The sequence below is a fragment of the Variovorax sp. 10L421 genome (assembly GCF_056395365.1).
On record NZ_JBFTJJ010000002.1, the window covers coordinates 364,863 to 388,850 of the forward strand.

Below are 23,988 nucleotides of genomic sequence, written 5' to 3' on the forward strand. Positions count from 1 at the left end.
TGACCGATTGGCTGCGAAGGGACCCTGTTGACCAACACCGCGCTGCGCGAAACTGCTTTTCCGGACGCGGTGATCACCGAGGCCATCCGATGGACCGAGCAGGCCGGTCCGCTCGACGATGCGCAAGCCCTGCGCACCGCAGCCTCGCACACAGCCGATGCCCACGGGCAGATCGTCGAACGCGCACTCCGGCTCGGCGAACGCATCGGCCTGCAGGCTGAACTCGCACGCGCCCGCCATTGGGCCCCTTGGGTGCTGCTCGCGCTGGTGGCGCTGATCGTTGCGGCCGGCCTCGGGCTGGCGGGCAACGTGGTCGGCGGCGGCGAGCGCCACATCAACGTGATCGTCGCGCTCGCGAGCCTGCTGGGCCTGCATGTGCTCACGCTGCTGCTCTGGCTCGTGGGCCTGTGGGTGCCCTTCGTTTCCTTCAGTACCGCATCGCTCGGCTGGATCTGGCTGTCGCTCACCGCCCGCGTGGCCGGCGGCAGGCGCGGCCAGGCGCCGCTGCTGGTGCGTGCGGCCACCGGGCTGCTGTCCCGCGCGAAGTTGCTGCCATGGGCCTTCGGGCTCGTGAGCCACGGCATCTGGTCGCTGTCGTTCGCCGTGGTACTGGCCGCGATGCTGTTCGCGCTCGCGTTCCGCAGCTACACGCTGAGCTGGGAGACGACGATCCTCGAGCCGGCATTCTTCGTGCGGGCCGTGCAGGCGCTGGGCTGGGCGCCGGCGCGGCTCGGCTTTCCCGTGCCCGATGCCGCCGCCGTGCTGGCCGCGGCACCCGGTGCCGCAAACGCCGGCGGCCAGCGCGCCTGGGCGCTGTGGCTTACCGGCTGCATCGTGGTCTACGGGCTGCTGCCGCGCGTGGTGCTCGTGCTGTGGAGCGCGGCCGTGTGGCGCAGCCGCCGCAAGGCGCTGCAGCCCGACTGGAGCGAGCCCTACTACCGCAAGCTGCTGGCCCGCTTCGCCGCGATGGCCCCGGCGGCCATCGTCGATGCCGACCCGGGCCGCACGCGCGGTGCGCTGCCCACGGGCCTGCCGGCCTCGGAACTGCATGACGCGCTCTTCGTCGTCGGCTTCGAACTGCCGCCCGACATGCCCTGGCCCCCAGCCGCCCTGCCCGCCGGCATCGCGACGCAGGTGCAGCGCATCGACGGCAGCGCCCCCGCGCGCCGCGCCCTGCTCGACCAGTTGGCCCACGTCCATCCGCGTACCGTGCTGCTGGTCTGCCACGCCGCATCGAGCCCCGATCGCGGCACCGAGCGCTTCCTGCGCGAGCTGCTCGCGCATTGCGGCGAGTGCCGAATCTGGCTGGCCGATGCGCCGCATGCCGGCGCCACGCAGCGCTGGCTCGACTGGCTGCGCGACACCGGCCTGGAGCGCGTAACCGCCGCCGACCGCCTGGACGTCTCCTTGCAGGACGGGGTCGCCGCACCGTGACGCCGCAACCGCCCATCCGCATCGCCGTCGTCGGCCACACCAACGCGGGCAAGACCTCGCTGCTGCGCACGCTCACGCGCCGCGTCGGCTTCGGCGAGGTGTCGCAGCGCCCCGGCACCACGCGCCATGTCGAATCGGTCGACCTCGACGTGGATGGCGCAGGCGCCGTGCGCTTCTTCGACACGCCAGGCCTGGAAGACGCGGTCGCGCTGCGCGAGCACCTGGCCGGATTCGACCAGCAGGCCACGCCCCCCGAGCGCATCCGCCGGTTCCTGCAGGGTCCCGAAGCCCATGGCGTGTTCGAGCAGGAGGCCAAGGTGCTGCGCACCATGCTCGACATCGACGCGGCCTTCCTGGTCATCGACGTGCGCGAGCCGGTGCTGCCCAAGTTCCGCGACGAGATCGAACTGCTCAACTCCTGTGCGCGCCCCGTGCTGCCGGTGCTGAATTTCGTGCGCGATGCCGCCAGCCGCGAAACGGCGTGGAAGGAACTGCTCTCGGCCTATGGCCTGCACGTGCAGGTGCGCTTCGACGCGGCGGCCCCCTTCGTCGGCGCCGAACAAGACCTGTACAACGACCTCGCCACGCTGCTGCGCGAGCGCCGCGACCTGCTGCGCGCCGTGGTCGATGCGCTGGACGCCGAGGCGGCCCGGCGCCGCCAGTCCGCCTGCACGCGCATCGCCGGCCTGCTCGTCGATGCGGCCGCGGTGCGCCGCACGGTGTCGTCCACCGAGTTCGCCGACGCGGCACGCCGCCAGGCGCTCGTCGAGGCGCTGCAGAAGGCGGTATTCGACAAGGCCCAGCGCTGCACCGACGACCTGCTCGCGCTCTACGGCTTCCGCCAGGGCGACGCCGACGAGGCACCGCTGCCGATGATCGAAGGCCGCTGGACGCTCGACTTCTTCAGCCCCGAAGCCATGAAGGACGCGGGCCTGCGGCTCGGCAAGGGCGCGGTCATCGGCGCGGCCGTGGGCGTGGTGGCCGACCTGGCGGTGGCCGGCATCTCGCTCGGTGCGGGTGCGGCGCTGGGCGGCGCCATCGGCGGTGCGGTGTCGCAGGGCTTGGGGCCGCTCGGGCGCAAGCTGGCCAACAAGCTGCGCGACGTGCACGAACTCACGGTGGAAGACGGCGTGCTGTTCACGCTGGCCGCATGGCAGCTCAAGCTCACGCAGGCCCTCGAGCAGCGCGGCCACGCGGCCACGCAGCGCATCGCCGCCGATGCGCCCGAGAACGGCGATGCCCCCACGCGTGCCGCCGCGGCCGCGGTGCGCGGCGTGCAGCCGGCGCGCAACCATCCCGAATGGGAAGCCACGGGCGTGGCCAGCCGCGCGTTCTGGCGCCCTTCTCCCCAGCGCGAAGCACTCGTGGCCGACCTCTCGCACGCGCTGCTGCGTGCCTTCGAAGCCGCCTGAAACCGCCTCGTCAGTTCACCAGCGCCTGCAGGCGTGCGTAGTCGCCCGGCCGCGCGCCCATCTGCTCGGGCGTCGACCGCTTCGCGATCCGCTCCAGGAACAGCTGCCGGTTGGCCGGCGACACGGTCATGCCCTTGTCGCGCAGGAACTTCTCGTCCTCGAGCTCGCCGGCGATCACGCCCACGTTGGTCCACTTCGCGGTTTCCGCGAGCACCTTCTCGACCATCGCCTGCTGGGGCGGCGCGAGCTTCGCCCAGGCGGCCTTGCCGATGACGATGCCCAGCGTGTCGTGGACGTGCCCCGTCAGCAGCACGTATTTCTGGACTTCGTAGAGCTTCTTCGACTTGACGATGTCGAGCGGGTTTTCCTGCGCCTCCACCTCGTTCTTCTTGAGCGAGCCGTAGAGGCTCATGAAAGGCAGCGTCACCGGCTTGGCGTCGAGCGCGGTGGCGAACAGCTGGTAGGCCGCGGCGGCGGGCACGTACAGGCGCAGGTCGCGGAAGTCCTCGGGCCTGGACAGCGGCTTTGCCGACGTGACCTGCCGCGCGCCGTAGTACACCGAGGCCACCATGCGGTTGCCGCTCTTCTCGTTGTAGCCCTTCATCAGCTCGGCCAACAGCGGACTCGCCAGGTACCTGCGCATGTGGTCGAGGTCCTTGAAGGCGAAGGGGTAGGTTCCCAGGCTCAGCGGCGGATAGCCCTCGGCCAGCGTGGCTTGCCCGACGTAGGCGATCTGCACCGAGTCGTTCGCCAGCATCAGCGGAAAGTCGCCCTCCTGCCCCAGCTTGGAGGAGGGAATGACCTCGATCTTGATCTTGCCGTCGGACTGCTCGGCGATCTTGCGCGCCGCCAGCTCCGCCTGCTGGTGGAAGATGCTCGCGGGCTCGTAGACATGGCCCCACTTGAATTGCAGCACCTGGGCCTGGGCGTGGACAGCGATGACGCCACCCAATGCCATCAGCAGCACGCCCGCCCGGTGCCACGGCAAGAAGCTTTTCATGAACTCTCCCTCGATGAGAAAAGGCAAAACCAGTGCAAATTGCGCGCCAGCGCAAGGGGATGCCACGGAAACACCCCCGGCTCCAATCGTAAGGATTTGAAACATAAAGTGGTAATCGGGTTTGCCCGGGCACGGGCATACGATCACGCAAGCAACACAGAGGCCCTTCCATGTCCCCCTTGCCCCTCGAACCCGATGACGACAACGGCACGGACCCGGACCGTGCAGGCATGCGCAAGGGCTTGACCAGCTACGGCGACCGCGGCTTTTCGCTGTTCCTGCGCAAGGCCTTCATCAAGGGCGCGGGCTATACCGATGCCGCACTTGATCGTCCGGTGGTCGGCATCGCCAACACCGGCAGCGCCTACAACCCCTGCCACGGCAACGCGCCGCAACTCGTCGAGGCCGTCAAGCGCGGCGTGATGCTCGCGGGCGGACTGCCGATGGACTTTCCGACGATCTCGGTGCACGAGAGCTTCGCCGCGCCCACCAGCATGTACCTGCGCAACCTGATGGCCATGGACACCGAGGAAATGGTGCGCGCGCAGCCCATGGACGCCGTGGTGCTGATCGGCGGCTGCGACAAGACCGTGCCCGCGCAGCTCATGGGCGCGGCCTCGGCGGGCCTGCCGTCGATCCAGCTCATCACCGGCTCGATGCTCACGGGCAGCCACCGCGGCGAGCGCGTGGGCGCCTGCACCGACTGCCGGCGCTACTGGGGCAAGTACCGCGCGGGCGAGATCGACGCCGAGGAAACCGCCGACGTCAACAACCAGCTGGTCGCGAGCGTGGGCACCTGCTCGGTGATGGGCACGGCCAGCACCATGGCCTGCATCGCCGAGGCGCTGGGCATGACGATGCCGGGCGGCGCCTCGCCGCCCGCTGTGACGGCCGACCGCATCCGCATCGCCGAGCAGACCGGCGCGCAGGCCGTGCAGATGGCACGCGATCGCCTCACCATCGACAAGGTGCTGGCCCCCGCCGCCTTCGAGAACGCGATGCGCGTGCTGCTGGCCATCGGCGGCTCGACCAATGGCATCGTGCACCTCGCGGCCATTGCGGGGCGCATGGGCCTGGACATCGACCTGCACGCGCTCGACCGCATGGGCCGCGAGACGCCGGTGCTGCTCGACCTGAAGCCCTCGGGCCAGCACTACATGGAAGACTTCCACGCCGCGGGCGGCATGGCCACGCTGCTGCGCGAACTCAAGCCGCTGCTGCACCTCGACGCGCTCACGGTCACCGGCCGCACGCTGGGTGAGGAGCTCGAGCGCGCGGGCCCCGGCTTTCGGCAGGACGTGGTGCGGCCGGCTGCCCGGCCGATCTATCCGCAGGGCGGCATCGCGGTGCTCTGGGGCAACCTGGCGCCGGGCGGCGCGATCATCAAGCAATCGGCCGCCGACCCGGCGCTGATGGAACACGAAGGCCGCGCGGTGGTGTTCGAGAACGCCGAAGACCTGGTGACCCGCATCGACAGCGACACGCTCGACGTCGCGCCGCGAGACGTGCTGGTGCTCAAGAACATCGGCCCCAAGGGCGCGCCGGGCATGCCCGAGGCGGGCTACATCCCCATCCCCCGCAAGCTCGCGCGTGCCGGCGTGAAGGACATGGTGCGCATCTCCGACGGCCGCATGAGCGGCACCGCCTTTGGCACCATCGTGCTGCACGTGACGCCCGAGTCGGCCGTCGGCGGCCCACTGGCCTACGTACGCAGCGGCGACCGCATCCGCCTCAGCGTGGCAAGGCGCGAGATTTCGCTGCTGGTGACGGACGATGAACTGGCGCGCCGCGCGCAGGAGACGACAGTGGTCGAACCCACCGCCGAGCGCGGCTACAGAAAGCTGTTCCTCCAGACCGTGACGCAGGCCGACAAGGGCGTGGACTTCGACTTTCTCCGTGCGCCGAATACGGCGGGGAAGGTGCCGCGGGCATGAGCGCCGATTGGGGCGCGTCGACGGCGCGTTCTTCCAGCCGGTGCTCGCGGGTACGCGCGCGTGATGCTTTTCTTCAATGGCTGTTCGTGCACGGAGGCTTGCCGTTCGCCTGCCGCAGGTACGCAATCAGGTCCGCCCGCTCCATGGGGTCCGGCACGCCGTCATAGGTCATGGCGCTTCCGGGCACCATGGCCAGCGGCTTCGCCAGGAAGCGGTCGAGTGTCTTGTCGTTCCACACGATCTTCGAATTCTTCATGGCCTGCGAATAGCTGAAACCGGGCACGCTGCCAGCCAGCCGTCCGAACAGGCCGCAGTGCCTGGGCCCGACCCGGTCGGTCGCCAGCGCATGGCACGCCAGGCAGCGCGCGTAGATCTGCTCGCCGCGCACCGCATCGGGCGCGGCGCCCCATGCGGCCATGCTTGAGAACAGCGCGGCAACCGCCAGAAGCTGCAGCGGCGTCACGACACGAAGGCCGAAGGAACCGGTGCTTCGCCAAGCGCGTGGCGCAGCACGGCCCAATGCATGGCTTCGTCGCCGAGGATGCTCGCCGCCGCCTTCGACAGGTCGCGGTTCACAAACAGCGGCACGGCCCCCAGGTAGGCGCTCACCGCGCCCTGTTCGAGCTTGGCCGCGAACCGCAGCACGTCCGCCTGCGACTTCAGCTGGTTCGCCGGAAAGTCGTACTTCGGCTTTGCCGCAACGGCCTTGCCGCCGAGCTTGGCGATCGTCTGGGCCAGCAGCTCCGCGTGCGCCTTGTGGTGCCCCTGGAAGGTCACCGCCAGGTCGAGCACCGGCTTCTCGAGCAGCTTGCTTTCGGCACCGAGCTGGTACGCCGCAATGGCTTCCAGCTCCGCGCCCAGCGCGGTATTGAGAATCTGCACATCGTTCCCGGTCGCGCCGCCGGCCTTGGCGGCCAGCACGTCCTTGCCGGCCAGCAGCGCAACCGCGGCGCCGGACAGCGCCAGGCCCGAACGGCCCAGGAACATGCGCCGGGCGGCAATGGGGGAAGCCATCTGAAAGAAGGACATTTTGTTTTCCTCGCAGGGTGAACGTCACGAGCGGGGCGATTCCCGCCCGTTGACAAGGCTCGACAGCACACCCGCCACGATGCGATCGCAACGTGCGCCGTCGAATGAGAAGGCGTCGCCCAAAGCGACGTCCATGTCGCGAGACAGGCCCTCGCGCAGCAGGCTGCGTGCGCGAAAGAAGCGCGTGCGCACGGTCGCTTCGGGCAGTGCGAGCGCAATCGCCGTCTGTGCCACGCTCATTTCCTCGACCGCCCGCAGCATGAACACGGTGCGGTAGGCATCGGGCAGCCGATCGATGCGGCGCTCCATCAGAAGGCGGAGTTCTTCACGCATGGCCAGATGTTCGGGTTGCAGGTTGGGATCGTCGGCCACCGCCGACGCCGGGTCCGGGTCCACGTCGGCAACGTGCGCCCCGTCGAGCTGAATCACCTGCGCCCCTCGTCGCCGCAGGCGCCCCAGGGCCTCGTTGATGACGATGCGCACCAGCCAGGTCGAAAGCTGCGCGTCGTCCCGGAAGGTGCCGATGGCCCGCCACGCGCGCAAATAGGCCTCCTGCACGGCGTCCTCCGTCTCGGAGTCGCTCTTGAGCACGCTGCGCGCCGTGCGGAACAGCAGCTGGTTGTGGCGCCGCATGATGGCCGCGAAAGCCCGCGTGTCGCCCTGTGCGGAGCGTGCCGCAAGCTCGCGATCGGATGCACCCCCGGTTTCGGGGGCGGCGTCGGGTGTGGAGGCGGTGTGGGACATGGTGTGCTGCTTTTCCCATTAGATGGTGCGGGCTCGCGCTGCGTTTCAGTTATTTCCGATGCGCTCGGAACATCGTCTGCCATTCGTTCGCGCCGCGCTCGCAGTCCCGAGGCCTGGGCCTTCGGCCTCGGTCACTGCCGCGTCACGCACCCGACCTAGCATCCGGCGGCTTTTGTTTCTCTTTCAACGAACACCCGAAGACCGCATATGAAAAAGAGCGTCCCCGTGCCCGCGCCACGCCCGGTTCGCGCCGCCATCGCAGCCATCGGCGGCTGCCTCGTGATTGCAGCCTGCGGGGGCGGCAACGGCGGGGGCATCGCGTTCCCGGTTCTCCCGCCGGCACCGGCACCTGCCCCCGCACCGCCGGCCCCTGCCCCGGCTCCCGCGCCCCTGGGCACGCTCGACGGCTCGGTCCCGCTGGTCATCGGCCACCGCGGCCTGCCGGGCCTGTACCCCGAGGAAACCAAGGTCGCCTACGAAGCCGCGGCCGATGCCGGTGCCGATTCGCTCGAGACCGACCTGCACCTCACCAAGGACTGCGTGCTCGTCGCGCGGCACAACCCCTGGCTCAGCGACAACACCAACATCGCCGACGTGGCCAAGACCAACACCACCGTCGCGGGCCGCAAGCGCACCGTGCCGGGCGTGCTGGTGAACGTGACGTACCCGCCCGTCGAGGCCAACGGCCCGGCCCAGTACCTGAGCGACCTGACCGACCCGAGCGATCCGAAGTCGGTGCTCAAGTCGCTCGTCGTCGATGGCGAGGACCACACCAACGACTGGTCGATCACCGACTTCACGATGGACGAGCTGCGCCAGTGGATCCGCGGCACCACCTACGACGCCAGGGACCAGCGTCCGACCGACCTCAACGGCAAGCTGCCGATCCTGAGCTTCCAGGAAATCATCGACATCGCCAAGGCCAAGAGCGCAGCCACCGGCCGCACGCTCACCGTGTACCCGGAGACCAAGAACCCGATCTGGAACAACGCCCAGGCCATCGCCAACGGCTGCGGGCCGGCCGGCAGCCATCCGCTGGAAGACGCGCTGCTGAAGATCATGAATTTCAACGACCTGAACCGCAAGGACGCGCCGATCTTCGTGCAGAGCTTCGAACCCGAGAGCCTGAAGTACCTGCGCTCGGCCGGCATGAAGGCCCGTGCGGTGCAACTGGTGGACGGCAACGACGTCAACTACCAGACCGGCGAGATGATCTACGTCACCAAGGACGTCTACACCTTCGTCGACGGTCGCCCCTACAGCTGGACGCTGGCCGGTAACCCGAAGTGGTTCGCAGAGATGCTCACGCCAGCGGGCCTGGCCGACGTGAAGACCTATGCCGACGGCATCGGCCCGTGGAAGCCACAGGTCATGGCCCACACCATCGTGCCCTTTGTCGCAGGCAAGGGCCTTGCCGATGTGAACACCATCAAGCCCACCAGCCTGATCGCCGATGCGCACAAGGCCGGCCTGTTCGTGCACAGCTACACCTTCCGCAACGAGGCCAAGTACCTGGCAGGCGTCTACAAGGGCGACCCGACGGCCGAGTACCTCGCGTACTTCCGCGCGGGCATCGACGGCGTGTTCTCCGATTTCGCGAACACGGCGTTCGCGGCGCGCGCGAGCTACCTGAAGGAAACGGGCCGCTGAGGCCTGCAGCGAGCGCATGTACCCCGGCGAACGGTTCAACGGATACAGCCACCTGCTGGGCCTGCTGCTCGCATTGCCCGCGACAGCCCTGCTGCTCGCCAAGACCGTGCCCACCGGCGATCCCGCGCGCATCGCGGGAGCGCTGGTGTTCTCGCTCTCGGCCGTGGCCCTGTATGCGGCCTCCACGCTCTTCCACAGCACGCGCGGCCGGCTCAAGCGCATGTGGGAGCGCGCCGACCATTGCGCGATCTACCTGCTGATCGCGGGCACCTACACGCCCTTCGCGCTGGTCACGCTGCAAGGTCCGTGGGGCCGGCTGCTGCTGGCGACGATCTGGGGCGCGGCGCTTTTCGGCATCTGGCGCGAGCTGATGCCGGCCGGAGGCAAGGCGTTGAAGAAGCCATCACTGGCGCTGTATATCGGCATGGGCTGGCTCGGTGTGCTGGCCGCCGTGCCGCTGGCCGCGCGGCTCGAGGGCGCGGGGCTGGCATGGCTGCTGATCGGCGGCGTGCTCTACACAGCGGGAACGGTGTTCTACCGCAACCGCCAGGGCTTCCGGCATGCGCACGGGGCCTGGCACCTGTTCGTGCTGGCGGGGACGGCGAGCCACTATGTGGCGGTGGGGTGGTTCGTGCTGTAAGTCCTACTCCCGCGCAATGGCGCGGAATTCACCCGGCGCCATGCCCTTGAGCCTGCGGAAGTGCCGGTTGAAATTCGAGATGTTGTTGAACCCCACCTCGTAGCAGATGCTGCTGACGTGCTGGCGCGTGGACAGCAGCAGCCGGCAGGCCTTGTCCACGCGCAGGCCGATCACCACATCGGTGAAGGTCTGTCCCGTGGCACGGCGAAAGCAGCGCGAGAAGGTGTGCTCGCGCATGCCGACCACGGCGCTGACTTCGGCGAGCGAGAGTTCTTCCGCGTAGTTTTCCCGGATGTGGTCGAGCGCCGTGTGGATGCGCGTCGCGCGGCCGTTCTCGTCATGCGCGTCGTCCTGCAGCGACGGCGTGCAAAGAAGACGGTAGTCGTTCCATTGCGCAAGCTCGCTCAGCAGCGCAGTGAATTCCGAGAAGCGTGCAAGCCCCTGCAGCGCGTGAATGCGCCTGAAGCGCCCAACCGTGCCCTCGCCGAGGCCGAGAAACTGCACGCCATGCCGTGCGCGGGCCAGCAGCGGGCCCGCGTCATTGAGTTCGGGAAACAGCGCCATGCCCCGGCGCAGCGGTTCGTCGCCGAAGCGCAGCACCAGGCCGCACGGCTGCTCAGCCGCCCCGCTGGCGCGGTATTCGATGGCCAGCCTGTGCGGCAGCCTGGGGCCCAGAAGAACGACCGCCTCCGGCGGCACCTCCCTGTCCACGCCGTCGCTCACGCGGATGCGCCCTGGCAAGGCCCCCGTGAGATGGAGTTCGTAGTCGTGCAGGCCGGCCTGCCGGTCGCGGGCTGCGTACTCGGCGCAGTGGATCGAGGTTTTCTTGTCGAACACGTCGGCACCAGGCCGTTGGAGCATCGCGCGGCGCAGGGTGTCGGGCATGTGCGGTCGGGCGGCGATGGCTGGCGGGATCGTGTTCAACAAGACCGAATCTCCAACTAGAAAGGAATGGCCTCAGTCACCGGTGCGCTGCACCGCCTGCTGCTGGAACTTCGCAAGGGTGCGGTATTCGTCGCCGAGCTTGCGCGGCAGCGAGAGGTACACAGGCAGCAATTGCCGATAGAGCGCCGCGTTCTTCGGATTGGGCGTGTGGCGGTGCGTGGCACCCACCATGCCCGACACCACGTCCAGGGAATCGACGTGCCCCAGCGCATAAAGCCCGAGGACGGCCGCGCCGAGGCAGGAGCTCTCGAAGCTCTCCGGAACCACCACTTCGCGGTCGAACACGTCAGCCATCATCTGGCGCCACAGACCCGAGCGCGCAAAACCGCCTGTGGCCTTGATGCTGGTGCTCGTGCCCGCAATCGATTCGACCGCGGGCAGGATGCTGTAGAGATTGAAGATGACGCCCTCGAGCACGGCGCGGATCATGTGCTCCTTGCGGTGATGGATGCCCAGGCCGAAGAAGGAGCCGCGCAGATCCGCATTCCAGTACGGCGCACGTTCGCCGGTCAGGAAGGGATGGAACACCAGCCCTTCGGAGCCGGCCGAGACGCGTTCGGCAATGCGCGTGAGCACCTCGTAGGTGTCGATGCCCAGTCGCTTGGCGGTCTCTGCTTCGGCGGAGGCGAACTCGTCGCGCACCCAGCGCAGGATGATGCCGCCGTTGTTCACCGGCCCGCCGACCACCCAGCGCCGGTCGGCCAGCGCATAACAGAAGGTGCGGCCTTCGGAGTCGGTCATCGGGCGGTCGATCACCGTGCGCATCGCGCCGCTGGTCCCGATGGTCACGGCCACCTCGCCCGGCGCCACCGCGTTCACGCCCAGGTTGGAAAGCACGCCGTCGTTGGCCCCGACGACGAAGGGCGTGTCGCTCGACAGCCCGAGCTGCGCCGCCGTCTCGCCCGCCAATCCCTCCACGTGCCAAGTCGTGGGCACGAGATCCGAGAGCTGCTCGGCGCGCACACCCGCGAGCGCGAGCGCCCCGGCATCCCAGTCGAGTTGCCCGATGTTGAAGAGCCCGGTGGCCGAGGCGATCGAATGGTCCACCAGCCAGCGGCCGAACAGCCGGAAGAACACGTACTCCTTGATGCCGACGAAGCGCCGGGCCTGCGCGAAAAGCTCCGGGCGCTCGTGGCGCAGCCACACCAGCTTGGCCAGCGGCGACATGGGATGGATCGGCGTGCCCGTACGGTGGTAGATCGCGTCGCCCTCCCACTCCGTGCGAATGCGCCCGGCCCAGGCCGCGCTGCGGTGGTCGGCCCAGGTGATGCTGCGCGTCAGCGGCGCGCCGTGCTCGTCCACCAGGATGAGGCTGTGCATGGCTGCGCTGAACGACACGCACAGCACATCGCCCGGCGCCGCCTTGCACTGCCGCACGCACGAGGCAATGGTCGACAGCACGGCCCTGTAGATCTGCTCCGGGTCCTGCTCCGCGGCCGCGGGTTCAGGCTGCAGCAGGGGGTACTCCACCGCATCGTTCGCCAGCACGCGCCCCGCCGTGGAAAAGGCGACCGCCTTGGTGCTGGTGGTTCCGATGTCGACCCCGATGGCGATGCGGTTCATGTGCCTTCTCCTAGACGACCATGCTGAGCAGCATGATGAAGATGATCGCGACAACCGAGATCAGCGTCTCCATCACGGTCCAGGTCTTGAAAGTCTCGGCCACGCTCATGTTGAAGTATTGCTTCACCAGCCAGAAACCCGCGTCGTTCACGTGCGAAAGAATCAGCGAGCCCGCGCCGGTGGCAAGCACCAGCAGTTCGCGGTTCACGCCCGGCACCATGGTGGCGAGCGGCGCGACGATGCCCGCGCCCGTGATGGTCGCCACCGTGGCCGAGCCGGTGGCGATGCGGATCAGGCCCGCCACGAGCCATGCCAGCAGGATCGGCGATATCTGCGCATGCAGCGCCATCTGCCCGATCGCGTTGCCCACGCCGCTGGCCACCAGCATCTGCTTGAAGCCGCCGCCCGCGCCGATGATGAGCACGATGGCCGCCGTGGGCGCCAGGCTGTCGTCGACGAACTTCATGATCTGCTTCGACGTGAAGCCGCGCGCGGTGCCGAAGGTGTAGAGCGACAGCAGCAGCGCGGCGAGCAGGGCCGTGATCGGATGGCCGATGAAGTCCAGCCACTGCCGCACGACGTTCTTCTCGTCGAGCGCCACGTCGGCGAAGGTCTTGAGCAGCATCAGCACCACCGGCAGCAGCACGGTGAGCAGCGTGATGCCGAAGCCCGGCAGCTCGCGCGCCTCGGGCTCGTGCGCCAGCTGCGCCATCAGCTCGGGCGAAGCCTCGCCCGGCACGTACTTCGAGATGAACTTGCCGAAGATCGGGCCCGCGATCATCGCCGTGGGCAGGCCGACGAGCAGGCCGTAGAAGATGGTCTTGCCGATGTCGGCGTTGAACACGCCGATGGCCAGCAGCGGCCCTGGGTGCGGCGGCACGAGGCCGTGCACCACCGAGAGGCCGGCCAGCAGCGGGATGCCGATGCGGATCAGCGATACGCCGGTGCGCCGCGCCACGATGAAGACCAGCGGGATCAGCAGCACGAAGCCGATCTCGAAGAACAGCGGAATGCCGACCAGGAAGGCCGCGAACATCATCGCCCAGTGCACCCGCTCGCGGCCGAAGGCGCCGACCAGCGTGCGCGCGATGCGGTCGGCGCCGCCCGACTCGGCCATCATCTTGCCGAGCATGGTGCCCAGGCCCAGCACGATGCCCACGAAGCCCAGCACGCCGCCGAAGCCGTCCTGGAAGGACTTCATCACCAGCGCCACGGGCATGCCCGAGGTCAGGCCCAGGAAGCCTGCGGCCAGCGTCAACGCGATGAAGGGATGCACGCGCCAGCGCGTGATCAGAAGGATGAGCCCGAGGATCGCTGCCAGGGCATCGACCAGCAGGAACACCTCTTTGCTTAAACCGAACATGTTGTCTCCAGGATCCTGGCTGCAAGGGGGTGGCCAGGCATTTTTGGGATAGCGCTATCCTCAAAGATCGAAAAAATCAGCCGCAGGGCGATCGAACCGGGTTTGTGCCGATGGCCCAGGGCTGGGATAGCGCTATCCTAGGACTGCGCTGTCCAATTAAATACTGGTATTAACCCCAATAAAATGGCCGACACCTCCGAACGCCCCCGCTCCCGTTCTTCCAGCCGCGTCACGCTCGACGACGTGGCCCGGGTGTCCGGCGTCAGCCCGATCACCGTGTCCCGCGCGCTGCGTGGAGCACGCAACGTGGCGCCGGACCTGCAGGCCCGCGTGCAGGCCGCGGTGGACGAACTCGGCTACGTGCCCAACGTTGCCGCGCGCGCGCTGGCTTCGGCCCGCAGCTCCCATGTCGCGGTGCTGATCCCGTCGCTGACGAACGCCCTGTTCGTCGATTTGCTCGAGGCAGTGCAGGACACGCTGGCGCCTTCGGGTTTCCAGTCGCTGATCGGTGTGACGCACTACGACCTCGCGCAGGAAGAAGCGCTGCTGCGCAGCTATCTCTCGCAGCGCCCCGCCGGGCTGCTGCTGACCGGCCTCGACCGCAGCGCGGCCGCCTCGCGCATGCTGGAAGAAAGCGACGTGCCCTGCGTGCACCTCATGGAAACCTCGCCGGCACCGGGCACCTACAGCGTAGGGCTCTCCCAGCAGGATGCGGCCCGTGCGCTCACCGAGCACCTGCTGCAGCGCGGCCGCCGGCGCATCGCCTATGCGGCGGGCCAGCTCGATCCGCGTGTGATGCAGCGGCTCGAAGGCTATCGGCAATCGCTGCGTGCGGCGGGCTGCCACGACCCGCAGCTCGAACTGCTCACGCCGGGTCCGACGTCCATGGCGCTCGGCGGACGGCAGTTCGAAGACCTGCTCGCCCGCCACCCGGACGTCGACGCGATCTTCTATTGCAACGACGACCTTGCGCAGGGAGGCCTGCTCGCCGCGCTGCGCACCGGCGTCGCGGTACCGCAGCGCGTGGCGATCGCAGGCTTCAACGACCTCGACGGCAGCGACCAGATGCTGCCGCCATTGACCAGCGTGCGCACGCCGCGCAAGGAGATCGGCATGCGCGCCGCCTCGATGCTGCTGGCACTGATGCGCGGCGACCCGGTGAACGAACCGATGGTGGACATGGGGTTCGAACTGGTGGTGCGGCAAAGCAGCTGAGGGCGCCTCAGCCCGCCAGCGCAGCCACCACGATGCGCGTTGCCGATGCAATGACGTCGCTGCGTCCCTTCGCGTCCTTCTGCGGAAAGGTCAGGTACACCGACAGCACCACCGGGGCACCGGCCGGCGGCCACAGCACGCCGACGTCGTTGGTGCTGCCGTAGGAGCCCGAGCCGGTCTTGTCGCCCACCTTCCAGCCGGCCGGCACGCCCGCCAGGAAACGCTCGGCGCTCGTGGTGTTGCCCAGCAGCCAGGTCGTCAGCTGGTCGCGCTGCGCCGTGCCCAGCGCGTCGCCCAGCGCCAGCCGCTGCACGCTGTCGGACATCGCCGCGGGCGTGGTGGTGTCGCGCAGGTCGCCGGGAATTGCGGTGTTGAGCTCGGGCTCCGTGCGGTCGAGCCTGAAGGCCTGGTCGCCGATGCCGCGCGCAAAGGCGGTGACGGTGGCCGGGCCGCCCAGCATCTTCAGCAGCAGGTTGGCGGCGGCGTTGTCGCTGTACTGCACGGTGGCGGCGCAGAGCTCGGCGACCGTCATGCCGTCGGCCACGTGCTTCTCGGTGATGGGCGACCAGGAGACGAGGTCGGCCTTGCCGTAGCCGATGCGCCGCGCGAGCAGGCTGGCGTCTTTCGCGCTGCGTTCGAGCACGGCCGCCGCCAGCATCAGCTTGAAGGTGCTGCACAGCGGAAAGCGCTCGTGCGCCCGGTGCTGGATGCGCGCACCGCTGCCGGTGTGGAAGCCGGCCACGCCCAGGCGGCCGCCCGAAGCGCGTTCGAGCTCGGCGAGCTGCGCCTCGGCCGAAGACGGCGATCCCGCTCGGGACCACGCGGTGCATGCGCCGGCGAGCGGCAGGACGGAGGCCGCGAGCAACAGGCTGCGGCGCTGGATGGGAGGATTCATTTCGTCTTCTCTTTCATTCGGCGAGTGGATGGGACGAAGCGAATCCTAGGAGCGCCCCTCCCGGCGATCCAGCCGCCCGGCGACGTTCCGCGTCCCGGGTGTATCTGCTGTAACGGCGCCGAGCGGCTTCAAGCCGGCGGCGGCGGCGCGGGCCGAAGGCATGTCTTCGCGATCAGCACCGCTCCCGACACGCAGCACAACGCGAGCATGAGCAACGCGTACCTCGCGCCCCGGGTGAGCAGCGCAACGTCAAAGGCCGAAAGGCCTGTGCCGCTGTGTCCCAGGATCATTCGCTGCGAGTCCTCGGGCAGTTGCGCCATCGCCACGCCCAGCGTCAGCGCTGTGCCTACCATGATTCCCGCGTTCTGGAGCGTCGAGCGCACGCCGTTGGCGATGCCCCGGCGCTGGGGACGCACGCTCTGCAGGATCGACGCGTTGTTGGGCGTCACGAAACTCCCTATGCCGCAGCCGAGCATCAGCAGGCACATGGCAAGCTGCCCGGCACCGATCGCCGGCTGCAGCAGCGCAGCCAGCAGCGCCAGCGCGCCTGCGGCAAGCAGCATCGCAGCCATGCAGATCGATTCGGGCCTGAAGCGCTGCAGCAGGCCGCCGGCCACGGGCGCGGCCACCAGCATCCCGAGGGCCACAGGCGCCACGCGCAGCCCGACATCCGAGGCAGACAGGGCCGTGCATGCCTGCAGATACAGCGCAATCAGCAAAAGAGGCGCCGCCTGCGTCATCGACAGCAGCAGGATGCATATGTAGGCGGTGCGGCGTCGCAGGTCGCCGAAGAGTTCGGGGTCGACCAGCGGACTGGCCACGCGCCGCTGAAGCCGGGCGAACGACAGGATTCCCGCGCCGCCCGCGAGCAGGAAGCCCCATACCGACATGCTGGCCCAGCCGTGGCTCCCCGCCAGCGAGAGCGCATAGGTGACGCATCCGATCCCGGCCAGGGACAACGCGGCGCCGGCCATGTCGAAGCGCTCGGCACGGACCGCCGCCGTCTTCGGGAGGATCCGCCACGACCATGCCAGGACGCACAGGCCGACCGGGACATTGAGCATGAAGAGAACCCGCCACCCCCACCACGACACGATGAAGCCGCCCGCCAGCGGGCCGGCGACCTGGGCCAGCGCGGCCACCATCGCGAGCACACCCAGGGCGAGCCCCATCCTGCGGCGGCCGAACGCATCGCCCACCAGGGCGCTGGTGTTGGCCATGACGCCCGCGGCGCCCACGGCCTGGCAGATGCGGAAGACAAGCATCGTTTCCGCGCTCGTCGCGACGGCACAGGCTGCACAGGCGATCACGAAGAGGCCCAGCCCCGCCAGGAACAGGTGCCGCCGCCCCCACAGGTCGGCGAGCCTTCCGAAGCTGAGGATGCACACGGTGCTCACGAGCATGTAGGACAGCAGGATCCAGCTCGCCTGCGCGGGCGAGGCCTGCAGGCTGCGCCCCACCGCGGGCAGCACCACGTTGAGCGCGCTGAGATTCAGGAAGCACAGCAGCGCGCCGAGGCATGCCGCGGCGAGCACGGCCCATCCGGCCCTGTCCTCGTCGTCGGCAGCCGCCTCTGCACGCGAAGAACCGGCGATGAATGCGGCTGCCACCGGTTCAGTCTTCGCTCTTGAATCCCGAGGCCTTGACGATGGGGCGCCAGTACTCGCGGTCTTCGTTCATCACCCGGGTCACTTCCGCGCCGGGAAGCCCCGTCGGCTCGAGGCCCATGTGATCGAGTTGCCCGCGCACCCGCGGGCTGCGAATCGCGGCCAGGAACGCGCTTTCGAGCTTCGCCACAACTTCCTTCGGCGTGCCCGCCGGCACGAACGCGGCATAGGCGGCGTTGGCCCGGTCGAACGCGTCGTAGCCCGCTTCCTTGATCGTCGGAACGTCGGGCAGCCAGCTCAGCCGCTTCGTTCCTGCGACGCCCAGGATGCGCAGCTTTCCGGAACGGTGCAGCTCGAGCTGGCTGGCCAGCGCGTCGGTGCCGAGCGGCACGTGGTCGCCGATGATGTCGGTCGCCAGCGGCGCCCCGCCCCTGTAGGTGACCGCCGTCAGAGGCACGCCGATGGCCTTGGACAGCTGCAGCACGCTGAAGTGAAGCCCGCCCCCGAGGTTGGTCATGCCCACGCTGGCCTGGCCGGGGTTCTTCCTGATCCACGCCACGTATTCGGGAACCGTCCTGTACGGCTGGCCCGCGCCGGCGGAGATGACGCTGGGCACGTTGGCGAGGTGGGCAACGGGAATGAAGTCCTTGTCGACGTCGTAGTTCAGCCGCGCATAAGTCATCGGAAAGAACACGAACGGTGGCGTCGCGCCGATCAGGATGGTGCGCCCGTCAGGCCGCGACGCCTTGACCGCTTCGATGGAAATGCGGGTCGACGCCCCGGGCCGGTTCTCCACCAGCACCGGTTCCTTGAGCGCCGTGCGCAAGTCCTCGGCCACCGAGCGTGCCAGGTTGTCGAGCGCGCCACCCGGTGGAAAGCCCACGATCAGCCTGATGGGCGCGTTGTTGTCCGCATGCGCGAAGCTTCCGCCCAGGGCGACCAGCGCACTGAGCACGAGTGTCTTTGGAAACGAGGTCATGGTGAGGTACCCGCAAGGTTGATTGACGAAAAACAGGAAGAGAAATGGCGTGCTCAGAAGGCCAGGACCGGCAGCGGATTGGCCGGCCGGTGGTTGGCCTCGAAAGCCGCCGCGGCCTGCAGCAACTGCAGGTCTTCGCGGAAGCCGCCGACGAGTTGCATGCCGATGGGCAATCCGTCGCGGCCCGCGCCGCACGGCAGGCTGATGGCGGGGTGCCCGGTAAGGTTGAACGGCATCGTCCAGGGGAACCAGTTGGGCCGCAGCTCTGCAAATTCCCTGCCGTCGATCTCGATGCTTCCGAAGAGGTCCTGGTCGATCGGCAGCGCCGTGCGCGAAAGAGTCGGCGTGAAGATGAAGTCGTGCGTCTCCAGTTGCGCCTGGACTTTGCGAAAGAGCGCGGTCCTCGCGAACATGGCCTGCTGGAAGGCGACCCCGTCGACGTGCTCCGCCAGCGCCAGCTGCTGCAGCAGCGACGGACTCAACCGGTCGGCATGCGCCTCGGCCAGCGGAGCGAACCGGCCTCGCCAGCTCGTGTGGTTGATCACGCGCCACACCGGCTCGACGTCATAGCCCTCGCCCGTCATCTCCTCCAGGTCCGCGCCCATCGACCGCAGGGTTGCGAGGGCGGCCTCGAAAGCGGCGGCGACGTCGGCGGCAATCGGCCGCCCCGCCGGGGCCGCACTGAAAAGGACGCGCTTGCCGCGCAGGTCGCCGCCAGGCTGCAGGTCGTCGAAGTAGCGTCGGGACGGCACGCCCAGCGACCAGGGATCCGAACCGTGGGCGCCGGTCATCGCCTGCAGCATGAGCGCGGTGTCGCCGACGTTGCGCGTGGTGGGCGTCACGTAGGTGTAATTGCCGAACGCGTCCTGCACCTGGCTGTGCGGAACCACGCCCAGGCTCTGCTTCAGCCCGACCACGCCGTTGCACGCCGCGGGAATGCGGGTGGAGCCGCCCCCGTCGGTCGCGATGGCCAGCGGCGCGATGCCTGCCGCCATCGACGCGGCGGCTCCGCCGCTGGAGCCGCCGCTGGTGCGCGTCGGATCCCATGCATTGCGCGTGCTGCCGAAGAGTGGCGCGTCGGTCATGCACTTGGCACCGAACTCCGACGAGGTCGTCTTGCCGATGAGGATGCCGCCCGCCTCGCGCATGCGCGCCACGGCCACGGCGTCGTGCGCGGGCACGTGATCGCGATGCAGCAGCGATCCGTAGGTAGTCCTGACGTTCGCGGTGTCGACGATGTCCTTCACGGTGAACGGCAAGCCGTGCAGTGCCCCCACGGTGTCGCCTCTCATGATCGCCTGCTCGGCCTGCCGGGCTTGTTCCGTCGCCTCGTCGTGGCACAGAGTGATGAAGCAGTTCAGGTGTGGCTGGAGCACATCGGCGCGGCGCAGCACCTCGTCGACGATCTCCACCGGGGAGAGTTCGCGCTGCGCGACCAGCGTGCGCATCGCCGACGCGGACATCTCGCAGATCTCGGACCTTGGAAGGCGCGGAAAATTCTTCATGCGTAGATGATTGATACGCGGCAACATTGCGTCCAATACTGTTTTCCAGAAAAGGCATATGCACAGCGTATGGCTACACCCGACCTTAGATCGCTTCGCTACTTCGTGGCCGTTGCAGAGGAGCGCAGCGTCGGCAAGGCGGCGCGGCGGCTCAACATGGCCCAGCCGCCGCTGTCTGTTCACATCAAGAACCTGGAGGCGGCCATCGGCGCGCCCTTGTTCCGCAGGGCAGCGCGCGGCATGGAGATCACCGACGCGGGAAATGCCCTCTTCCAGCGCGCCAAGGAGGCGTTGCTGCTCGCCAACGAAGGATTCGACGCCGCACGCGCCGTGGGTTCGGGCAGCAGAGGGCGACTCGCGGTCGGAACCATGGTCGTGCTGTCCTACCTGGTGCTGCCACGGCTGGAAAACGAGCTTCGGCTGAGGCTTCCGGACGTGGAGATCCAGTACGTGGAGCTGAACGCCGTCAACAACGTAGAGGCCATCACCGACTCGGACGTTTCGGTTGCGATCTGCATCCCACCGATTGCACAGCCTGGCATTGCGATCGAACGCATCGGCACCCAGCCGCTGCTGCTTGCCGTGCGATCGGATTCGCCGTTGGCACGGATGTCCAGCATTCCACTGGCGCGCCTCTCCGGCATGCCTCTGATCGGCCTTCCCGTTCCGGAAGGCGACATCGACAAATCCGTCGTCACGTCGATGCTACGCAGGCACGAGGTCAACATGCCGATTGCGCTGCGGGTCGAAACCATGGTGTCCGCATTGGCGCTTGTCCTGGCGGGCAAGGGCGTGGCCATCCTGCCTGCCTGCGCCCAGATCGGCCGCCCCCCGGGCGTGGTGTTCCGCCCCTTTCGCGGCATCGACGCGACGATGGACATCGCCGCGTGCTGGCGCAGCGATTGGGACAGTCCGCTCATCAAGCCGTTTCTGGCGTGCGCGCGCGCGGCGTTGCGGCGGCCGTGAAAAAGCCGTTGCTATCATCGAACCATGCGGCCGCCGGCACCGTGGTGGCGGAGGAAACCAAGTGCGGCTCAAGCTAAGAACAAAGACAGCACTGCTGATCACAGCGCTCGTACTCACGCTGGTCGGTGTGGCTGGCTGGTGGCAGTACCGGAGCCTGTCCAGCGAATACCTCAACCTGATGCGCGAGCAGCAGCAGGCACTGACCGACAGCGCAGCGGCGGATCTCGACTACAAGCTCGAAATCCATCTGGCCGCCTTGGCGCGCGCGGCCCGGGAACTCAGCCTGCACGGCTTCGCGGACCCCGCGGCGCAGCAGCGTTTCCTTGCCGACGAGGACCTGCGCACGATGTTCGACAACGCCGCGCTGGCGACACTGGACGGCGCCATCGTCGCCATCGACCCGCCCACCAGCCGGCCTTCGAACGTCGGCGACCGCGACTACTTCCGGCGCGTGCGCGACATGGGCCAGCCCGCGATCTCTGCGCCCCTGCTCACGAAGAGCACCCAACAGCCCGCGGTCGTCATGGCGGTCCCCGTCAAGGGCCCCGATGGCCGCCTCGCCGGCGTGCTCGGCGCGGCGCTGAACCTGCAGCGCGCCAACGTGCTTGGCGATCTCAGCCGCGCCACCATCGGCCGGGGCGGCCACTACATGATCGTCACGCGCGGCCAGTCTCCGCAGGTCGTCATGCACCCCGATGCGAACCTGCTGCTCAAGCCCGCAACCGCAGTCGCAGTCGCCTTCAACGGCGGGACCGAGAGCGACATGGCAACGCGCGCCACCGTGCCCAGTGCCGACTGGGAACTGCGCCTGATCGTGCCTGCGCGCATCGCCTACGCACCACTGGAAAAGGCAAGGCGCAACCTGCTGCTGCAATTGATCGGGCTGGGTCTGGGCTGCGCGCTCCTGGTCTGGCTGGGGACTGCGTGGGTCATGCGCCCCCTGGAGGCGCTGAGCGGCGCGATCCGCACCCTGCGCCGTTCGCCGGACAGCGAGGTAAGACTCGACGTCGTCGCCAACGACGAGCGCGGGGACCTGGCACGCGAGTTCGATGCACTGATGGCCGACCTGCGCGAGCAGCGGCTCGAGATGGCGGCGGTTACCGATGCATCACCCGTGGGTTTGTTCCGTTGCGACAGCGACGGGCGCATGACCTACGTGAACGACGAGTACCTGGCGATCCACGGGCTCGAGCGGAAGGACGCCGAAGAAGGCTGGCTCACGCTCGTGCGCGAGGAGATTCGAGAGACGGTTCGCCAGGACTGGGTTCGTGTCGTCAGCACGGCCGCGCCGTTGAGCGCCACACGCCGGCTCCATCGCAGGGATGGAACCCAGGTGCTGGTGGCATTGAGAAGCCGGCCTGTGCTCGCCGAAGGCCGCGTCATCGGCCACGTGGGAACGGTGACCGACATCACCGAGCGCACGCGGGCCGAACGGGCACTTCGCACGTTGACGGCCATCTTCGACATGACGACCGACTACATCGTCCAGCTCGATGCGGCGGGGCGGCTCATCTACATGAACCCGGCCGCGCGCCGCCGCACGGGGCTGGCCCTCGACGCCCCCATCGAACAGTTCAGCGCGGCCGACTTCAATCCGCCGGAGACGATGGAAAGGTTCCGGTCGGAGGTGGTTCCCACCGCGGTCAAGACCGGCGTCTGGGTGGGCGAATCGATGGTGTGGGACGCCGAGCACAACGAGTTTCCGGCCAGCCACATGGTGATCGCGCATCGCGACAAGCATGGCAAGGTGGAGTATTTCTCGGGGCTGATGCGCGACATTTCGGCGGCCAAGGCCGCGGAGCGGGCACTGCGCGAGAGCGAGCATCGCCTGCGCATGGTGACGGACCACCTGCCGGCGCTGGTCTCCTACCTGGACCGCGACCTGCGGTTGCGCTTCGTCAACAAGGCCTATCAGGACTGGTTCGGCGTCCAGCCCGAACAACTGCTCGGCCTGAGCCTGCGCGAGTTCTACGGCAATGAAGCGTGGGCACAGATGGAGCCGCACATGCGCGCCGCTCTGGCCGGGCGCCAGGTCACTTACGAGCGCAGGCTGGCAACGCCTGGCGGGCGCCGCGATATCCAGGCCACGCTGGTTCCCGAGCGCGACGAACGCGGCGAAGTGATCGGCCTCTATACGCTGGACAGCGACATCACCGCGCACCACGAGGCGGAGGAAGCCCTCCAGGAAAGCGAGGCGCGCCTGCGCACGGTGGCCGACGCACTGCCGATGCGTGTCGCCTACATCGATGCGGAGGAGCGCTATCGATTCAACAACCTGGCCTACGAGCGCGGGTTCGGACTCTCCCGCGACCAGATCGAGGGGCACACCGTGAAAGAGCTCCTGGGCGAGCCCGCCTACGAGGCCGTGCAACCGCACATCCGCGCGGCCCTGGCCGGCGAGGTCGTCACCTTCCAGAGCGAGATCGACAAGAGCGACGCCTACTACTGCTACGAAGCCCAGTACATCCCGCAACCTGCAGTGAACGACGAGGCCATCGTCGGCTTCCATGCCGTGATCACCGACATCACGCGGCAAAAGCTCGAGGAGAAGCGCCTGGTGAACCTGGCGCAGATCGATCCTCTCACCGGTCTTGCCAATCGCGCAGGATTCGAGGTGCGCCTGGCGCAGGCGATGGAGCGTGCGCGAGGCCCCGGTGCATTGATGGCGCTGATGTACCTGGACATCGATGGATTCAAGCAGATCAACGATCGGTTCGGCCACCAGACGGGAGACGAGCTTCTGCGGGGCTTCGCGGGCAGGTTGTCGCAGGCGCTGCGCTCCAGCGATGTCCGCGCGCGCCTGGGCGGCGACGAGTTCACGGTGATCATGGAGGGCCTGTCCAATGGGGACGCCGCGGTTTCCGCCGCCTCGAAGTTGATCAAGGCCATGCAGGTGCCGTTCACCACCGAACAGCGGACGATCTCCATCAGCACGAGCATCGGCGTGGCGTTCTACCAAGGCGGCACCGCAACGGCTGCCGCGCTCGTCAGGCAGGCCGACGAGATGCTCTACCAGGCCAAGGGGGCGGGCCGCAATAACTTCCAGGTGGCGCCACAGCCGGTCGGGGGAAAGCGGAAATGACGCGGCGATAGACCTCCGCATCCGG

At 68.4% G+C, this 23,988-nt stretch carries 19 protein-coding genes; 8 read left to right on the forward strand and 11 right to left on the reverse strand.

Going from position 1 to position 23,988, the window contains the following annotated elements; translation table 11 throughout:
* Window positions 1-27 precede the first annotated feature (27 nt).
* Together AC1DFC_RS05680 and AC1DFC_RS05685 are read left to right on the forward strand one after the other, a co-directional pair.
* On the forward strand, window positions 28-1,434 hold the full coding sequence (locus tag AC1DFC_RS05680) for a DUF2868 domain-containing protein (RefSeq protein ID WP_413334265.1): 1,407 nt from the start codon (window positions 28-30) through the stop codon (window positions 1,432-1,434).
* A complete protein-coding gene (locus AC1DFC_RS05685) occupies window positions 1,431-2,846 on the forward strand; it encodes a GTPase/DUF3482 domain-containing protein (protein WP_413334267.1) in 1,416 nt (471 codons plus the stop codon). The genes AC1DFC_RS05680 and AC1DFC_RS05685 overlap by 4 nt, the downstream gene beginning before the upstream one ends.
* Before the next feature lie 10 nt (window positions 2,847-2,856).
* On the opposite strand, the gene AC1DFC_RS05690 is transcribed toward AC1DFC_RS05685, so the two are convergent.
* Window positions 2,857-3,846: a sialic acid TRAP transporter substrate-binding protein SiaP gene (locus tag AC1DFC_RS05690; protein WP_413334269.1), complete on the reverse strand. Its 990-nt coding sequence runs from the start codon at window positions 3,844-3,846 to the stop codon at window positions 2,857-2,859.
* 170 nt (window positions 3,847-4,016) lie between these two features.
* Here AC1DFC_RS05690 and AC1DFC_RS05695 point away from each other — a divergent pair, with 170 nt between their 5' ends.
* Window positions 4,017-5,780, forward strand: coding sequence for an IlvD/Edd family dehydratase (locus AC1DFC_RS05695; RefSeq protein ID WP_007834614.1), 1,764 nt, complete (start codon window positions 4,017-4,019; stop codon window positions 5,778-5,780).
* 73 nt (window positions 5,781-5,853) lie between these two features.
* On the opposite strand, the gene AC1DFC_RS05700 is transcribed toward AC1DFC_RS05695, so the two are convergent.
* The 3 genes from AC1DFC_RS05700 to AC1DFC_RS05710 are packed head-to-tail and all read right to left on the reverse strand — an operon-like array spanning window position 5,854 to window position 7,553.
* Window positions 5,854-6,198 carry a c-type cytochrome gene (locus AC1DFC_RS05700; protein WP_007834613.1) on the reverse strand — a complete coding sequence of 115 codons (345 nt, stop codon included), beginning with the start codon at window positions 6,196-6,198 and terminating at the stop codon, window positions 5,854-5,856.
* Between the two features lie 41 nt (window positions 6,199-6,239).
* On the reverse strand, window positions 6,240-6,809 hold the full coding sequence (locus tag AC1DFC_RS05705; protein WP_007834612.1) for a ferritin-like domain-containing protein: 570 nt from the start codon (window positions 6,807-6,809) through the stop codon (window positions 6,240-6,242).
* A 24-nt stretch (window positions 6,810-6,833) separates the two neighbouring features.
* A complete protein-coding gene (locus AC1DFC_RS05710; RefSeq protein WP_007834610.1) occupies window positions 6,834-7,553 on the reverse strand; it encodes an RNA polymerase sigma factor in 720 nt (239 codons plus the stop codon).
* Between the two features lie 207 nt (window positions 7,554-7,760).
* Here AC1DFC_RS05710 and AC1DFC_RS05715 point away from each other — a divergent pair, with 207 nt between their 5' ends.
* Entirely contained in the window at window positions 7,761-9,203 is a 1,443-nt protein-coding gene (locus AC1DFC_RS05715) for a glycerophosphodiester phosphodiesterase family protein (protein ID WP_007834603.1), read from the forward strand.
* Between the two features lie 16 nt (window positions 9,204-9,219).
* On the forward strand, window positions 9,220-9,843 hold the full coding sequence (gene trhA / locus AC1DFC_RS05720) for a PAQR family membrane homeostasis protein TrhA (protein WP_478178787.1): 624 nt from the start codon (window positions 9,220-9,222) through the stop codon (window positions 9,841-9,843).
* Window positions 9,844-9,846: 3 nt separating this feature from the next.
* Here the strand turns inward: trhA and AC1DFC_RS05725 are convergent, their stop codons facing one another.
* The 3 genes from AC1DFC_RS05725 to AC1DFC_RS05735 are packed head-to-tail and all read right to left on the reverse strand — an operon-like array spanning window position 9,847 to window position 13,714.
* Window positions 9,847-10,770, reverse strand: a complete 924-nt coding sequence (locus AC1DFC_RS05725; RefSeq protein WP_478178788.1) for an AraC family transcriptional regulator — start codon at window positions 10,768-10,770, stop codon at window positions 9,847-9,849.
* 30 nt (window positions 10,771-10,800) lie between these two features.
* Entirely contained in the window at window positions 10,801-12,351 is a 1,551-nt protein-coding gene (gene gntK / locus AC1DFC_RS05730; RefSeq protein ID WP_478178789.1) for a gluconokinase, read from the reverse strand.
* A 10-nt stretch (window positions 12,352-12,361) separates the two neighbouring features.
* On the reverse strand, window positions 12,362-13,714 hold the full coding sequence (locus tag AC1DFC_RS05735) for a GntP family permease (RefSeq protein ID WP_007834598.1): 1,353 nt from the start codon (window positions 13,712-13,714) through the stop codon (window positions 12,362-12,364).
* A 183-nt stretch (window positions 13,715-13,897) separates the two neighbouring features.
* On the opposite strand from AC1DFC_RS05735, the gene gntR reads away from it, so the two are divergent.
* Window positions 13,898-14,929 (forward strand): HTH-type transcriptional regulator GntR, encoded by a 1,032-nt coding sequence (gntR, locus tag AC1DFC_RS05740; RefSeq protein WP_478178790.1) that lies wholly within the window; start codon window positions 13,898-13,900, stop codon window positions 14,927-14,929.
* A 7-nt stretch (window positions 14,930-14,936) separates the two neighbouring features.
* Here gntR and bla read toward each other — a convergent pair whose 3' ends face one another.
* The 4 genes from bla to AC1DFC_RS05760 all read right to left on the reverse strand — a co-directional run bounded on the left by bla (window position 14,937) and on the right by AC1DFC_RS05760 (window position 19,915).
* Window positions 14,937-15,824, reverse strand: coding sequence for a class A beta-lactamase (gene bla / locus AC1DFC_RS05745; protein WP_478178791.1), 888 nt, complete (start codon window positions 15,822-15,824; stop codon window positions 14,937-14,939).
* A 128-nt stretch (window positions 15,825-15,952) separates the two neighbouring features.
* Window positions 15,953-17,434, reverse strand: coding sequence for an MFS transporter (locus AC1DFC_RS05750; RefSeq protein WP_478178792.1), 1,482 nt, complete (start codon window positions 17,432-17,434; stop codon window positions 15,953-15,955).
* A gap of 4 nt (window positions 17,435-17,438) precedes the next feature.
* Window positions 17,439-18,410 (reverse strand): tripartite tricarboxylate transporter substrate-binding protein, encoded by a 972-nt coding sequence (locus tag AC1DFC_RS05755; RefSeq protein WP_478178793.1) that lies wholly within the window; start codon window positions 18,408-18,410, stop codon window positions 17,439-17,441.
* 53 nt (window positions 18,411-18,463) lie between these two features.
* Entirely contained in the window at window positions 18,464-19,915 is a 1,452-nt protein-coding gene (locus tag AC1DFC_RS05760; RefSeq protein ID WP_478178794.1) for an amidase, read from the reverse strand.
* Window positions 19,916-19,984: 69 nt separating this feature from the next.
* Here AC1DFC_RS05760 and AC1DFC_RS05765 point away from each other — a divergent pair, with 69 nt between their 5' ends.
* Both AC1DFC_RS05765 and AC1DFC_RS05770 read left to right on the forward strand, forming a co-directional pair.
* Window positions 19,985-20,881: a LysR family transcriptional regulator gene (locus AC1DFC_RS05765; protein ID WP_413312149.1), complete on the forward strand. Its 897-nt coding sequence runs from the start codon at window positions 19,985-19,987 to the stop codon at window positions 20,879-20,881.
* Between the two features lie 61 nt (window positions 20,882-20,942).
* On the forward strand, window positions 20,943-23,963 hold the full coding sequence (locus AC1DFC_RS05770; protein ID WP_478178795.1) for a PAS domain-containing protein: 3,021 nt from the start codon (window positions 20,943-20,945) through the stop codon (window positions 23,961-23,963).
* Window positions 23,964-23,988 lie beyond the last annotated feature (25 nt).